The sequence below is a fragment of the Marivita sp. genome (genome assembly GCF_020055635.1).
Lineage (GTDB): Bacteria > Pseudomonadota > Alphaproteobacteria > Rhodobacterales > Rhodobacteraceae > Marivita.
On sequence record NZ_JAIPUT010000077.1, the window covers coordinates 1 to 14,922 of the forward strand.

Annotated in this window: 15 protein-coding genes; 6 read left to right on the forward strand and 9 right to left on the reverse strand. The window is 63.7% G+C overall.

The window, feature by feature from the left end:
- The 4 genes from LCF60_RS21160 to LCF60_RS21175 all read right to left on the reverse strand — a co-directional run.
- Positions 1-717, reverse strand: a 717-nt coding sequence (locus LCF60_RS21160; protein ID WP_292294523.1) for a hypothetical protein, incomplete at its 3' end; no start/stop codon positions are given.
- Between the two features lies 1 nt (position 718).
- Positions 719-2,362, reverse strand: a complete 1,644-nt coding sequence (locus LCF60_RS21165) for a CTP synthase (protein WP_292294524.1) — start codon at positions 2,360-2,362, stop codon at positions 719-721.
- A gap of 224 nt (positions 2,363-2,586) precedes the next feature.
- Positions 2,587-2,961 (reverse strand): preprotein translocase subunit SecG, encoded by a 375-nt coding sequence (secG, locus tag LCF60_RS21170; RefSeq protein ID WP_292294525.1) that lies wholly within the window; start codon positions 2,959-2,961, stop codon positions 2,587-2,589.
- A gap of 237 nt (positions 2,962-3,198) precedes the next feature.
- The gene (locus LCF60_RS21175; protein WP_292294526.1) at positions 3,199-3,597 is read right to left on the reverse strand and encodes a DUF6524 family protein; all 399 of its coding nucleotides are present in this window, start codon (positions 3,595-3,597) and stop codon (positions 3,199-3,201) included.
- A gap of 240 nt (positions 3,598-3,837) precedes the next feature.
- Here LCF60_RS21175 and LCF60_RS21180 point away from each other — a divergent pair, with 240 nt between their 5' ends.
- Together LCF60_RS21180 and LCF60_RS21185 are read left to right on the forward strand one after the other, a co-directional pair.
- Positions 3,838-5,133 carry an adenylosuccinate synthase gene (locus tag LCF60_RS21180; RefSeq protein ID WP_292294527.1) on the forward strand — a complete coding sequence of 432 codons (1,296 nt, stop codon included), beginning with the start codon at positions 3,838-3,840 and terminating at the stop codon, positions 5,131-5,133.
- Between the two features lie 16 nt (positions 5,134-5,149).
- Positions 5,150-5,371, forward strand: a complete 222-nt coding sequence (locus LCF60_RS21185) for a DUF2842 domain-containing protein (protein WP_292294528.1) — start codon at positions 5,150-5,152, stop codon at positions 5,369-5,371.
- Between the two features lie 84 nt (positions 5,372-5,455).
- Here the strand turns inward: LCF60_RS21185 and LCF60_RS21190 are convergent, their stop codons facing one another.
- A complete protein-coding gene (locus LCF60_RS21190; protein ID WP_292294529.1) occupies positions 5,456-7,936 on the reverse strand; it encodes a hypothetical protein in 2,481 nt (826 codons plus the stop codon).
- A 106-nt stretch (positions 7,937-8,042) separates the two neighbouring features.
- Here LCF60_RS21190 and LCF60_RS21195 point away from each other — a divergent pair, with 106 nt between their 5' ends.
- On the forward strand, positions 8,043-8,726 hold the full coding sequence (locus LCF60_RS21195) for a thiamine diphosphokinase (protein WP_292294530.1): 684 nt from the start codon (positions 8,043-8,045) through the stop codon (positions 8,724-8,726).
- On the opposite strand, the gene LCF60_RS21200 is transcribed toward LCF60_RS21195, so the two are convergent.
- From LCF60_RS21200 to LCF60_RS21210, 3 genes are all read right to left on the reverse strand, one after another.
- Positions 8,650-9,594, reverse strand: a complete 945-nt coding sequence (locus LCF60_RS21200; protein WP_292294531.1) for a DMT family transporter — start codon at positions 9,592-9,594, stop codon at positions 8,650-8,652. The genes LCF60_RS21195 and LCF60_RS21200 overlap by 77 nt on opposite strands.
- A 100-nt stretch (positions 9,595-9,694) precedes the next feature.
- Positions 9,695-11,068 (reverse strand): L-serine ammonia-lyase, encoded by a 1,374-nt coding sequence (locus tag LCF60_RS21205; protein WP_292294532.1) that lies wholly within the window; start codon positions 11,066-11,068, stop codon positions 9,695-9,697.
- A complete protein-coding gene (locus tag LCF60_RS21210; protein ID WP_292294533.1) occupies positions 11,069-11,770 on the reverse strand; it encodes a glutathione S-transferase family protein in 702 nt (233 codons plus the stop codon).
- Positions 11,771-11,905: 135 nt separating this feature from the next.
- Between LCF60_RS21210 and LCF60_RS21215 the strand changes: the two genes are divergently transcribed.
- Positions 11,906-12,082: a hypothetical protein gene (locus LCF60_RS21215; protein WP_292294534.1), complete on the forward strand. Its 177-nt coding sequence runs from the start codon at positions 11,906-11,908 to the stop codon at positions 12,080-12,082.
- Between the two features lie 135 nt (positions 12,083-12,217).
- On the forward strand, positions 12,218-13,000 hold the full coding sequence (gene rpiA / locus LCF60_RS21220; RefSeq protein WP_292294535.1) for a ribose-5-phosphate isomerase RpiA: 783 nt from the start codon (positions 12,218-12,220) through the stop codon (positions 12,998-13,000).
- Between the two features lie 8 nt (positions 13,001-13,008).
- Here rpiA and LCF60_RS21225 read toward each other — a convergent pair whose 3' ends face one another.
- Complete coding sequence (locus tag LCF60_RS21225; RefSeq protein ID WP_292294536.1) at positions 13,009-13,470, reverse strand: GNAT family N-acetyltransferase; 462 nt, start codon at positions 13,468-13,470, stop codon at positions 13,009-13,011.
- A gap of 217 nt (positions 13,471-13,687) precedes the next feature.
- On the opposite strand from LCF60_RS21225, the gene LCF60_RS21230 reads away from it, so the two are divergent.
- On the forward strand, positions 13,688-14,922 hold a 1,235-nt coding region (locus LCF60_RS21230), incomplete at its 3' end, for an FAD-dependent oxidoreductase (RefSeq protein WP_292294537.1).

Below are 14,922 nucleotides of genomic sequence, written 5' to 3' on the forward strand. Positions count from 1 at the left end.
GCTGAGGCTTCCCCAGAAATCCGAAGATCTCCTTCGAAGGAGATTCACCGAGTGTTTAAAATCAAAGTCTGCATTATTCAGCGATGAGTGAAATAGCCAGCTCACCCACAAGGTACGTATGCCAAGCGCAGTCAGCGTTGCAGCAGATGGAGGCACTAATGGTTTCTCACCTTTCGCCAAAAGTCGGGAATCTGTGCGAGTCGAAAGAAGATTATGCGCAATTCGGTTTCGAAAATTCTGAGTTCGGCGGAGACGTTCGTCCGTATTGGACTTATGGATTAATCTTTCCGCAGTGTGGAATCTTTGAACGAGACTCTCATGATATGTTCTGGTTTGATCATTATCATCAGGATAGCAGGATTCAGCAATCAGAAAAAGTCGTGCTTCGATATCTGTGTTTCGGCAGTATTCCATGATTGTCGGGATGCTTTTTCCGTTTTCTTCTGCCTTATCCCAGAAGCGACAAGTTTCTATGCACTGAGCGTGCGCCAAACGCTGCATGATAATGTTAAATGTCCCGACTGCACGGGATCTTGGAAGTTTTGAGGCAAAGCTATTTTGACCGAATGCTTCGCGCCTTGCATAGTAGACGCCAATTAGGTTCAGTGCTGTGTCAATGTTTTCGTTCGCAACTTTTCTTGCGTACTCAAGTCGTTCACCGCACGGTATAGTAGAAATTTTTTCGGTTTCACTCTTTCTCGGCATAGTCTTTGCCAAATCACACCAACCTGCTCACATCCTTCGCCGCCCGGACAAAATCCTTGAACAGCGGATGCGGGTCAAACGGTTTCGACTTGAGTTCCGGGTGGAACTGGACGCCGATGAACCACGGGTGGTCGGGCCATTCGACGATCTCGGGCAGGCGGCCGTCGGGGCTCATTCCGGAAAAGCACAGACCGCCGTCCTCAAGCGCGGTGCGGTATTGCACGTCCACCTCGTAGCGGTGGCGGTGGCGTTCGGTGATGCTCGAGGAGCCGTAAACCTGCGCCACTTTCGACCCGTCGGTCAGCACCGCGTCATAGGCACCCAGGCGCATGGTGCCGCCCTTGTCGTCGGCGACGCTGCGGTTGACGGTCTGGTTGCCCTGCACCCATTCCTTGAGGTGGTAGACCACGGGGGTGAAACGCTTTTTCCCGGCCTCGTGGTCGAATTCCTCGGACCCGGCATCGGGCAGTTTGGCGACGTTGCGGGCGGCTTCGATCACCGCCATCTGCATGCCAAGGCAGATGCCCAGATAGGGGACCTTGTGTTCGCGGGCGAATTGCGCCGCCTTGATCTTGCCCTCGGTGCCGCGTTCGCCAAAGCCGCCGGGCACCAGGATGGCGTGGAAGCCTTCGAGATGCGAGGCCGGGTCCTCCTGTTCGAAGATCTCGGCATCGACCCATTGCACGTTGACCTTGACCCGGTTGGCCATGCCGCCATGGGTCAGCGCCTCGGCGATGCTCTTGTAGGCGTCTTCAAGCTGCACGTACTTGCCGACGATGGCGACGTTGACCTCGCCTTCGGGGTTGTAGATGCGGTCTGCGACATCTTCCCATTTCGACAGGTTGGGTTTCGGCGCGGGGGTGATCTGGAACGCGTCCAGCACCGCCTGGTCGAGCCCTTCGCGGTGATAGGCCAGCGGCGCCTCGTAGATCGACTTGAGGTCCTGCGCCGCGATCACGCTGTCGGGGCGCACGTTGCAGAAGAGCGCCAGCTTCTCGCGCTCCTTGGCCGGGATCGGTCCTTCGGAGCGGCAGACAAGGATGTCAGGGGCCAGCCCGATGGAGCGCAGTTCCTTGACGCTGTGCTGGGTCGGTTTGGTCTTCAACTCGCCCGACGCCTTGATGAAGGGCAGCAGCGTCAGGTGCATGAAGATGCACTGGCCGCGCGGTTTGTCCTGGGAAAACTGGCGGATCGCCTCGAAGAAGGGCAGGCCTTCGATATCGCCCACCGTGCCGCCGATTTCGCAGAGCATGAAATCCACCTCGTCTTCGCCGATCGAGATGAAGTCCTTGATTTCATTGGTGACGTGCGGGATCACCTGGATCGTCTTGCCAAGGTAATCGCCGCGCCGTTCCTTTTCGAGAACGTTGGTATAGATGCGCCCCGAGGAGATGGAATCGGTCTTGCGCGCGGGCACACCCGTGAAGCGTTCGTAATGGCCGAGGTCGAGGTCGGTTTCCGCACCATCGTCGGTGACGAACACCTCGCCATGTTCAAACGGCGACATCGTGCCGGGATCGACGTTCAGATAGGGGTCGAGCTTGCGCAGGCGGACCGAGAAGCCGCGCGCTTGCAGCAGCGCGCCGAGGGCCGCCGAGGCAAGGCCCTTGCCAAGGGAAGACACCACGCCGCCGGTGATGAAGATAAAGCGTGCCATGTGTGGAAACCTCCCGCGAAGCGCTGCAAATCATGCCATCCGCGCACCCGAAGGAACGCAGCATCACGGGATTTGAGCGGTAGAGGATTCGGCGCCAAAAGGCAAGGCCGAACCCCAGATGATGTTACGTCAGATTGAGGCGCCTCAAGGGGTGGTGGGCCTTTGGCGCAAAGAAAAACGCGCGGCCGGATGCGACCGCGCGTCGGTTCGAACAGCGTGCAGCGTCAGTCGGCGCGCGGCACCAGCGGTGCGTCGGTGCCGGTCGAGGCCGGGGGTGGCAGGAGGCCATCCGTGCTCAGCGGGTCGCTGTCACCGTCTTCGACCGGGGCACTGCCGCCGCCGCTCAGCCGGTCCATGATGGAACTGCCCGACGCGTTCTGCGCGGCGATGATCGTCAGGGTGAGCGAGGTGCAGATGAAGGCGATCGCCAGCACCCAGGTCAGCTTCCCGAGGCCCGTGGCCGCGCTGCGCGTGCTGACCGCGCCGCCGCCACCGCCGCCCATGGCTCCAAGACCGCCGCCATCGGAGCGCTGCAACAGCACGACGCCGATCAGCGCCAGCGCAAGGAGGAGGTGGATGATGAGAACGACGTTTTCCATGACAGTCCCGGATGTCTTTCCTGAATGGGGGGTATCTAAGGGCAAGCGGGGACTGGTGCAACCCGTGATGGGCGATCCGGCCTCGTGCCGGCGGGTTTTGTGCCGGCGGGTTTATTGACTGGGCGCTGGCGCACTTGGGTTTGCCTCAGGCGGGACAGCGGACGCGGGAAGGGGCGGTCGAGAGGGGTGCGCCGGTGTGACGCGCTGCGCCGGCATATTTGGAAAGAGAAGAAGCGGTTATTCGTCCACGTCGTCGACATCCGCCTGGCCGGAGAGCTTGCGGCGGACGATGGACCAGCTCAGGCCGATGCCCAGCACCAGCGACAGGGCGAAGATGCCGATCCAGACGGTGAGGTCGCGATTCTGCAGGTCGAGCAGGCCGTAATCATAGGCCACCCAGATCACCGCCCCGACCAGAGCGAGGATCAGCGCCATGCCGACCGCGCCGATCGAGCGCAGCGTCGCGCGCAAATAGATGATGTATCCCACCAGCAGGACCAGCCCGACCAGCACCGTCATCGACAGCCTGTCCTGCCCGTCGGTCATCGCCCAGCGGGTGAAATTGTACTGAGTCGGGTTGTAGGTGGCGGTCACGAGCACAAGGGCAAAGACCCAGCGCAGCAGGAATCCGGTCATCTTTGGCCTTTCTTCGTCCTTGGTCCGGCCAGATGGACCCAAGCGGGCGCGGCTGTCCAGAGGAGCATCGCGGATCGGCGGGCGCCTGTGGCAAACCGGCAGGCAGGGGTGCCGACCCGGCCGATGATCGATTTTGCGGTCTCTCTGGCGATTTGGGCGGAAAACCGGTTCCCCCTCTTCGGATTGCGCACTATACGGGCGCGGGTTTGACGGAATGAACTCCAGAAAAGGTCTGATGACATGGCGAATGTGGTGGTCGTGGGTGCCCAGTGGGGCGACGAGGGCAAGGGCAAGATCGTGGACTGGCTCTCGGAGCGGGCGGATGTGATCTGCCGTTTTCAGGGCGGGCACAATGCCGGTCACACGCTGGTCATCGATGGCAAGGTCTACAAGCTGCACGCGCTGCCGTCCGGCGTGGTGCGCGGTGGCAAGCTGTCGGTGATCGGCAACGGGGTTGTTTTGGACCCGTGGCACCTGATGACAGAGATCGCGACGATCCGGGATCAGGGGGTCGAGATCACGCCCGAAACCCTGATGATCGCCGAGAACACGCCGCTGATCCTGCCGATCCACGGCGAGCTCGACCGGGCGCGCGAAGAGGCGGCCAGCAAGGGCACCAAGATCGGCACCACCGGGCGGGGCATCGGCCCGGCCTATGAGGACAAGGTGGGGCGCCGGTCGGTGCGGGTGGCGGATCTTGCGGATCGCGCGACCCTCGAGGCGCGGGTGGACCGGGCGCTCCAGCATCATGATCCGTTGCGCCGGGGTCTGGGATTCGCGCCGGTGGACCGCGATGCGCTTCTGGCGCAGCTGATCGAGATCGCGGACGATATCCTGCCCTTTGCGGCACCCGTCTGGAAGGTGCTGAACGAAAAGCGCAAGGCGGGCAGGCGGATCCTGTTCGAAGGGGCGCAGGGCGCGCTTCTGGACATCGATTTCGGGACCTATCCGTTCGTGACTTCGTCCAACGTGATCGCCGGACAAGCCGCCACGGGGGTGGGCCTTGGGCCGGGGGCGATCGATTACGTGCTCGGAATCGTCAAGGCCTATACCACCCGCGTCGGCGAAGGGCCGTTTCCGACCGAACTGGAAGATGCGGACGGGCAGCGGCTGGGCGAGCGGGGGCACGAATTCGGCACCACCACCGGGCGCAAGCGGCGTTGCGGCTGGTTCGACGCCTGCCTGGTGCGGCAGACCTGTGCGACAAGCGGCGTCAACGGCATTTCGCTGACCAAGCTGGACGTGCTGGACGGGTTCGAGACGCTGAAGATCTGCGTCGGCTATGATCTGGATGGCACGCGCTATGACTACCTGCCGACGGCGGCCGAGGAACAGGCGCGCTGTACGCCGATCTACGAGGAAATGCCCGGTTGGGCGGAGTCGACCGAGGGCGCGCGATCCTGGGTTGATCTGCCGGCGGAGGCGATCAAATACGTGCGCCGTATCGAGGAATTGATTGACTGCCCGGTGGCGCTACTTTCCACCTCACCCGAGCGGGAGGACACGATCCTCGTGACCGATCCGTTCGCGGACTGAGGCAAAGGGGGCGCGGATGGCGCTGAGTTACAAGGCACGCAAACGCTGGTCGCTGGTGATCCTGCTGGTGGGGCTGCCTGCCTATATCGTTGCCTGCGTGACGGTGATCAACTGGCTCGAGCGGCCGTCGATCTGGCTGGAACTGGCGGTCTACGTGGCGCTTGGGATCATCTGGGCATTGCCGTTCAAGTTCGTCTTCAAGGGGATCGGCCAGCCTGATCCGGATGCGAAGGATTGAGCGCAGCCGGGAGCCGTCAAGGCACCGCCAGACAAAACGGGCCGGACATCGCTGTCCGGCCCCGGTTTTCGATTTTCGATCGCGTCAGCCCGCGGCACGTTCGTCGGGTTTGAACCCGATATTCTCGGACGCGGCGAAACGGCCGCCACCTTTTTTCTGGATCTTGCCTTCGCGCAACAGCTGTCCAAAGCTGCGCAGACGCTCTTCGCGCGAGCTTGCCTCGCCTTCGGCCTGGTGCAGCTTGGTCATCAGCTGCGGGCGCGAGAACTGGTCATGGCCTTCCACGAAGGACATGTAGGCGGCGGCGGCTTCGAGCAGTTCGGGCAGTGTGTGGGCGCCCTGCGCCTCGGCGAATTCGGCAAAACCGGTGTCGTCGCCAACCGCCCGATCCGAGCCTTCGACCGGGTCGGCGCTGCGCAGAACGCGACGCGGGCGGACCGGTTGCGCGTCCTGGGCCTCTGCTGCGACATCGATGCGCTGTTCGGCCACCAGCTTGAGCGGGGCCGGGCGGACCGGCGCGGGGCGCTGGGACCGGGATTGGGTCACTTTCGGGCGACGCGGACGGACCGCATCGGCGAGGTCTTCGCGGTAGGGCTCTTCCTCGTCGACGGTTTTCCTGCCGAACCCGAGCAGGCGTTCGGCCTTGGTGGCGGCGACGGCGGCGCGCAGATGCGCGATGGCGCTGCGGCGGCGGTTGCCCTCGGGTTCGTCCATTTCGGTTTCGGTCTTGTCGGCAAGACGATCCACCGAGACGACGTCTTCCTCGATCGGGGTGTCGGTCAGCATGGCGCGGGCCGGGCTGGTCAGTTTGACTGCCTTGCGGATATTGGCATGCGCTTCTTCCTCGTTCGCTTCGGACAGGATGGCGTGATCGTCTGCGACGTCGTCGTCGGCGAAGGCAAGGTCGTCATCTTCGTCCTCGTCAGTCGTGTCGAAGTTCCAGTCCTCGTCTTCGTCGATCTCGGCATGCAGTTCGGCAAGCTCGCGGGCCAGTTCGGCCTCCTGTTCGGGCGTGAGCGTGCTGTCTTCGGCTCCGGTCACCGCCTCTGGCGTGTCGCCCGCCGCATCTGAGGCCTCGTCTTCGTATTCCTCGATCTCGCCCGCAGCGAGCGCCGCGTCCACGTCGGACCGCTTGGCCTTGCTGACGCGTGCGATGATCGGAGCGGGGGGTGTTTCCTCTGCTGCGTCTTCGACGTCACCATCTTCGTCACTGATGTCGGCGGCCTCATCCTCGGCATCGCGCATCAAAAGTTCGGATTCCATGTCCTCGGAAGCGAAATCTTCGTCGTCCCAATCGTCGTAATCCTGACCGTCATACCCCTCGACACGCGCGGCGGTGTTGTCTTCCTCGGTCTCGGTCTCGGTCTCGGTCTCGGTCTCGGTCTCGGTCTCGGTCTCGGTCTCGGGCTCAGGAGAACGGGCGACGGCGGTCCTGGCTTCGAGCTCGGCGATCCTGGCGCGCAGGGCTTCGAGTTCGCTTTGGGCATCTTCGGACTCGTCCGGGGCCTCGATCTCGACGTCATCATCATCGTCGATCTGGTCGCTCATGGCGGCGGCGATGGTGTCGGCGAAGAGGATGTCGTCCTCGTCTTCGGTGTCACCGGAAGCGTCCTGCGCCTCGGATGTCGATGTGTCGACAAAGCCGGGGATATCGTTCTGCGCGTCGATGGCATCGTTTTCATCGATACCGTCGCCGTCCGGGCCGGACATGGCATGTTCGTCTTCGATATAGTCGGGGGTCTTCTGTGATTTGGCGGCCACGACGGCGCGGATGCGCTGAAGCTTGTCAGCAACGCTGTCGGTGACGGGCATGCGCGCCTGGATCACGTCTTCGATATCGGCCTGCTGGACAACCACAGGAGCGCCCTGGCTGGCGATCAGATCGTCGATGCTGGAATCGTCGGCATGTGCGTCGGCGGTTGCGAACACGTCATCAGAAGAGGTGAGCGCGTCGTCCTCGGTCGTCAGGTCGAGATCGGAAAGGTCGATGTCGACCTCTTCTTCGGGCTCGATGTCGGCAGTTTCGACCTCGGCAATGTCGATCTCTGCGGTTTCGATCTCGGGCATTTCCGGCGCGACGACATCGCGCAGCGAAAGAGCGGCGGCGCCGATATCGACGCGGGTGTCTGGCCCGTCTTGCGACGGATCCGGAGCGGTCCTGCCCTCGGCGTCCGCGACAGCAAGGGCGGTGGCAGCCCCCCCGGCTGTCGCGCCCACCAAGGCTGCGTCCGACGATGACGACTTCGGCGCGACATCCCCGCGCGGCGTCTCGGCCTCATCGGTCGGGCGCAGAACCAGATTTCCCTTTTCGAACCGGGCCTCGACGCGGCGCTCGATCTCGCGCTCGGCGATCCGGGCCAGCATTTCGGCATCCGGGGTCGGTGGTTCTGCACCAAAATATCGGTCGTCCTGGGCCAGATCGCGGAAATACTCCGCAATCGCCTTCATCGTGTCGAAAGAGTTGTCGAACCCTTCCAGCGTACATGAGAAGGTACCGTAGGATACCGTGAGTATCTTGTTCGAACTCACCATACTGTCACCCGCTTTCCAAACTTCTGCGTTCATCTTGCTAACATGTTTACCAAGACCAAAGCGCATCGAATCTGTGCCTATCACGGTATCATTTCGTGACCTGATTGTGATCTGTTTCGCCTTTCGCCATTAATCAGTCATGAATCACGTTATTGTTTTTCGGGACGAACCTGTCCTGCTGGTTGGTGGCGCGGTTGGCGACAATGCGCAGCTTGCGGCTTTATTGGACAAGGCCGGCACCGTGATTGCGGCAGACAGCGGCGGCGACTGGCTGCGCGCGGTCGGGCGGCTGCCGGACCTGCTGATCGGCGACCTTGATTCGGTGTCGGAAGCCACGCGCGCGGCGCTGCCGCCAGAGCAGGTGCACCGGATCGCCGAACAGGACAGCACGGATTTCGACAAGGCGATCCGGTCGATCTCGGCGCCGCTGATCGTGGGGATCGGGTTCCTGGGCGGTCGGGTGGATCACCTGCTGGCGGCGATGACGGTGCTGGCGCGCTATCCGGACCGGGCCATCGTGCTGGTCGGAGACCGGGACGTGGTGGCGCATGTGCCGCCCACGCTCGACCTGCCGCTTGCGCCGGGCATGCGGGTCTCGCTGTTCCCGATGCGGCCGGTGCGGGGCGTGTCCGTCGGGCTGCGCTGGCCGATCGACGGATTGACGCTGTCGCCGGACACGCGGGTCGGAACGTCGAACCTGGCCGAGGGGCCGGTGTCGATCACGCCGCAGGAGGCCGGTCTGCTGGTTATTCTGCCGGTGTCTGAGCTGGCCCTGCTTGAACGGGCACTGACGCGGGCTGACGACTCGTGGCCCGCTCTCTGAGCACGATGTAGAGGCCCGAGGCGATGGTGATGGCGATGCCGATGGAGGCAATCGTGTCGGGCAGATCGCCAAACACGGCAAAGCCGATGATCGTGGCGATCGGAATTTCGAGGTATTGCATCGGCGCCAGCGTGGCCGAGGGCGCATATCGCAAAGACCATGTCATCAGCAGATGGGCCAGCGTGCCCGACAGTCCGATGGCCAGAAGCAGACCCCAAGTGCCGCCGTCCAGCCCGTCGTCCCAGGCCAGGACCGGCATGGTGGTTGCCGGGATCAGCAGGATCAGCGGTGCCATCAGCACCACGGCCATCACGCCGGACACCGCCTGAAGCCCGATCGGATCGGTTTCCTTGGCAATCTTGCGGGTGACCAGCATGAACAGCGCGAAATTGACCGCGACGCCCAGCGGGAGCAGGGCAGGCCAGCCGACCTCCTGAAACGAGGGCTGTACCACCAGAAGCGTTCCCGCAAACCCGATGCCACAGGCGATCAGGCGGCGCATGCCCACCTCTTCGCCCAGAACGTGATGCCCGAGCAGGAGCATGATGAACGGCATGACGAAGGCAATGGCGATCGCGTCGGCGAGCGGCAGGTAATAGAGCGCCGAGACCATCATCCCGATCCCGATGATATGCATCACCGTGCGCAGCAGGGTCAGGCCATAGACCCGCCGGGTCATGCGCCACATCCGCCCGGTCAGGATGATGATCGGGATCAGAACCAGCGCCTGGATGCCGAACCGCACGAGCAGAAGCTGCCCGAGCGCCACTTTGTCGGACAGGATCTTGGCGATCGCGTCGCCCATCGGAGCGACGATGCAAAAGCCCAGCATGAGGGCGATGCCGAGGGTGGGGCGATCCTGATTCATACGAAACGCTACCCTTGGTTGTGTCGCGGTGTCAACGCACACCTTCACGACGCGTTTCGAAAAGACGCGCTGCGGATTTTCGCCCTTTTTTCCTTGGGAATTAGCAGTTCGGAATGTTGACGGCCAAGCCGCCGAGAGACGTTTCCTTGTACTTCTCGTGCATGTCCGCGCCGGTCTGGCGCATGGTTTCGATGGCCGAATCAAGAGGTACGAAATGCGTGCCGTCGCCCCGCAGGGCGAGGCTGGCGGCGCTGACCGCCTTGATTGCGCCCAGACCGTTGCGTTCGATGCAGGGCACCTGCACCAGCCCCTTGACCGGGTCGCAGGTCATCCCGAGGTGATGCTCCAGCGCGATCTCGGCGGCGTTTTCGATCTGCTCGGGGGTGCCGCCCAGCACCGCGCACAGACCGGCGGCAGCCATCGCGCTGGCGCTGCCCACTTCGGCCTGGCAGCCGGCCTCGGCACCGCTGATCGAGGCGTTGTACTTGACCAGGCCGCCGATGGCGGCGGCAGTGAGCAGGAAGTCGGGAATGCGCCGGGTCGACGCTCCCGGCACGTGGTCGAGATAATAGCGCAGCGTGGCCGGAACCACGCCCGCAGCACCGTTCGTCGGCGCGGTCACGACCTGCCCCCCGGCGGCGTTTTCCTCGTTCACCGCCATCGCGTAGACGCTCATCCAGTCGTTGATGGTGTGCGGGGGGCTGAGATTCATGCCGCGTTCGGCCAGCAGTTTCTCGTGGATGCCCTTGGCGCGGCGTTTCACGCTGAGACCGCCGGGCAGGATGCCGTCGTTTTCAAGCCCGCGGTCGATGCAGTCGTTCATCACGTCCCAAAGGCGTTGAATGCCCGCATCAAGATCACCGGCCGACCGGCGTGACATTTCGTTGGCGCGCTTCATCTGGGCGATGCTGAGGCCTGACGCCTTGGCCATTTCCAGCATTTCGGCGGCGGATTTGAACGGATAGGTCACCGGCGCGCCTTCGTCGGTGTCTTTTCCGGCGGCCAGTTCCGCCTCGGTCAGCACGAACCCACCGCCGACGGAATAATAGGTTTCCTGAAGGATCACGTCGCCCTGCGGGTCGGTGGCGCTCAGAATCATGCCGTTGGCATGGCCGGGCAGGTTGGGGCCGAAATCGAAGGTCAGGTCGGATTCGGGGTCGAAGCGTAGCACCGGCAACCCGTCGGGAGAGACCGTCTTGCTGTCCTTGATGCGGGTCAGCGCGGCCTCGGCCTTGTCACGGTCATATGTCTCGGGCACGAACCCCGCCAGCCCGAGGATCGTGGCGCGGTCGGTGGCGTGGCCCACGCCCGTGAATGCCAGGGACCCATGCAGCGACGCCTTCACACCCGCGACTGCGAACGGCGCCGTGCGCAACCGGTCGAGAAAGCGGGACGCGGCCACCATCGGACCCATCGTGTGGGACGAGGACGGGCCTATGCCGACCTTGAACATGTCGAAGACGGACAGAAACATCTAGAGTGCGCTCCCTTCGGGCGGGTCTGGCAGATGCGGGTCGGAAAACGGTGTCGGGCCAAGCCCTTCGGCCATCGCAACGCGGTGAACCGAGCATCGTTCGTCGATCCGCGTCACCAGTCTGGCAAGGTTTGGCCAACGTGCAAGGCGAAACCAGTCGCGGTCGGCATCGACGGGATACAGCGCGGACCAGCGCAGCAGGGCGGCAGCATAGAGGTCGCAGATCGTCGGGCGGCGGTCTCCCAGAGCGATGCCCTGTGCAGCGGCGCGGTCGAGCAGGGTGAAGTGATGCGCAAGGTTGATTCGGGTCTGGGCGCGCAGCGCGGCCTGTGCGGCGCTGTCCGGGCCGACGCCCTGTTCCGGATAGAACAGTGTGCGCAATTCGGCATGCAGCGTGTTGGACAGGAAGAACAGCCAGCTGAGCGCGCAGGGACGGTCGGCGCTTTCGGCGGCGGGAAACAGATCGCCATGCGTGTCGGCGAGCCACAGCACGATGGCCCCGGTTTCGAACATCGGGCCGACCGGGGTTTCCAGCGCCGGGATGCGCCCCACCGGGTTGAGCGCGCGGTAGCGATCGGACCGCTGTTGCGCGGTGCTGCGGTCAACGAGGCGCGTCCGGTACGGCGCGCGCAACTCCTCCAGGACCAGCCGGACGATCAGCGACGCGTTGTCGGGCGCGTAATGAAGCAGGTATCCAGTCATGGTCGCGGTCTATCCCGTCGCAAGGCGGATCTGCAGGGCGAAAGCGGCGCGTGATGGCGTAAAAACGATGCGTTTAACCCCGTCTTTACCGTCGGGGCGCATGGTCATGCCGGTAGTCGACAGAAAGGGGCGAACATGGCGAAACCGATCAACATTCTGGCCTGGCTCTTGGCGGTGGTGACGATCGTCATCTGGGCGGCGCTTCCTCAGGTCGTATCCGCCTACCCGATCCTGCTGCCCAAGGCGCCGGTGGTGACGTCCACGCTGCTGCCGTCCGCTCCGCTGACCGACCGGCGCGAGACGGAACGCTAGCCGGCCTGGGCAATCCTGCTGTCGATCCGGGTCGCACAGGCGCGCCGATTGCCTCTCGGGAGATGCGAATTCGGTCTCGCTCCGTCGGGCGCGACGGCTTATAAGGCGGCAACACCTGTTCCGAGGAGCTGCCCCATGACCGGAGAATTGTCGCCCATCGACAAAGCCAAGTTCGTCGCCGCCAAGCGCGCCGCCGAAATGGTGGAAGACGGTATGCGCGTCGGGCTTGGCACCGGATCGACCGCCGCCTGGCTGGTGCGCCACCTCGGGGAACGGGTGCAGGACGAAGGGCTGCGAATCAAGGGGGTGCCGACCTCGGCGCGCACTGCGCAACTGGCGCGCGACGTCGGGATCGAGGTGATCACGCTGGACGAGGCCCGGACGCTCAACCTGACGATCGACGGTGCTGACGAATTCGACGGCCATCTCAACCTGATCAAGGGGGGCGGTGGCGCGCTCCTGCACGAAAAGATCGTCGCTGCCGCAAGCGAAGAGGTGGTGACCATCGCCGACGCCGCCAAGGGAGTGAGCACGCTGGGGGCGTTTCCGCTGCCGATCGAGGTGATCCCCTTCGGCTGGACCACGACACAGATGCTGGTCGAGGAACTGCTGGTGTCGGCCGACGTGATGGGCCGCAAGATCACCCTGCGGATGAATGGCGACAAACCCTTCCGCACCGACGAGGGCAATCACATCCTCGATCTGCATCTCGTGCGGATCGGCAATGCGCGGCAGCTGGCGATGGCCCTCAACCAGATGCCGGGGGTCGTCGAGAACGGGCTGTTCGTCGATCTCTGCGACAAGGTCATCATCGGCTACAGCGACGGGCGCGTCGAGACCCGTGACATCAACGAAGGCACGGTGAGCGAGGATCGCATCAACCTCGCCGAAAGCGACAACCTGTTTTCGGACATCTGACGCGGGCGTCAGACGGGCTTTTCGAAATAGACCCGGTCGAACCCGTCTTCGGTCCGCCGACCGGTCACCCGGTAGCCAAGTCGCGGATACAGCGTCAGGTTCGCCGCCATCGCGGCATTCGTGTAAAGCCGCACCCGACCCAGCCCCAGTTCGCGCGCTTTGTCCTCGCACAGCGCGATCAGCCGTCCTCCGATGCCATGCCCGGCAAACACCGGGTGGACGGCCACGTTTTCCAACAGCATCGCGTCGTCCTGCGGATAGAACAATATGAACCCGGCCAGCCCGGCGTCGCAGGTGGCCACGCAGACGCTGCCGTCGGCGATGGGGCGTGCGAAATCCGCCACCATCGGGGCCGGTTCGCGCCCGATCACGGGCACGTATCGCGCATAGGCGGCCCGGGCGCACAGCTTTAGCGCGGGCAGGTCCTCGGCAGTGGCGGGGCGCAGATGGACAAGCGGTTCCGCTGGCATCGGTCAACCGACAGCCCGGGTGCCCTGCGCGGCCCGGAACCCGGCCGAATTCTGAATATCGCAACCTTTGCGCGTCATGGTCGGCTCTCCGATCTCGCCCCGACGATAGGAAAGTCCGGCGCAGCGGGCAATGGGACGGTCACATCTCGGTGATCCGTCTCTGGCTTTCCCGGTCTCCATATGAAATATCTTCGCGCGGAAATCGAAGGAACCGAAGATGAGCGCATTCGACTACGATCTCTTTGTGATTGGCGGCGGCTCCGGTGGCGTGCGCGCCGCCCGCGTGGCCGCTGGCGAAGCCGGGGCCAAGGTGGCGCTGGCGGAAGAGGATCGCTATGGCGGCACCTGCGTGATCCGGGGCTGCGTGCCGAAAAAGCTCATGGTGTTCGCCAGCGGCTATGGCGGGCTGGTCGAAGAGGCGACGCATTACGGCTGGGACGTGACCGCGCGCGGGTTCGACTGGCAGACTTTTTCGGGCCATCTGAATACCGAGCTGGACCGGCTGGAAGGGGTCTATCGCAAGCTTCTTTCCGGGTCGGGTGTGACGACCTACGATGCACGGGCGCGGCTCAAGGACCCGCACACGGTAGAGCTGTCGACCGGCGAGACATTGACGGCCAAGCACATCCTGATCGCGACCGGCGGACGGCCGATGCGGCCCGAGATGAAGAACGCGCATCTGGGCATCGTGTCGGACGACATCTTCCACCTGCCGGAATTGCCGAAATCCATCCTGATCGTCGGCGGCGGCTATATCGCCTGCGAATTTGCCTGCATCCTCAACGGTCTGGGCGTGGACGTGACGCAATATTACCGCGGTGCCCAGATCCTGCGCGGTTTCGACGAAGAGGCGCGCGGGCTGATCGCGGACGAGATGCAGCAGAAGGGCATCAAGATCCACACCGGTACGAATATCGTCGAAATGCAGTGCGCGCCCAACGGCGAGGAGGACGGCCTGAGCGCGCCGATCGAGGCGCAGCAATTCGGCGCCCGGGAACCCGAGGACGAGGTCGCCGACGGGCCGATCCGGGTCAAGGCCACCAACGGGTATACCGAGGATTTCGACGTTGTCCTGTTCGCCACGGGGCGGCGGCCGAACACCGATGACATGGGGCTGGAGGACCTGGGCATCACGCTGGGTCGCGCCGGGCAGATCGAGGTGGATGCCTATAGCCAGACCAGCGTGCCGTCGGTCTATGCCATCGGGGATGTCACCAACCGCGTGAACCTGACGCCGGTCGCCATCCGCGAGGGGATGGCCTTTGTCGAAACCGTGTTCAACGGCAACCCGACCCCGGTGGATCACGCGCTGATCCCCTCGGCGGTCTTTACCCAGCCCGAATTCGGCACCGTGGGCCTGACCGAGGAGGAGGCGCGCGAGCAGGAACCGATCGAGGTCTATTGTACCTCTTTCCGTCCGATGCAGACAGCGTTTGCCGAAAAGCCGGACCG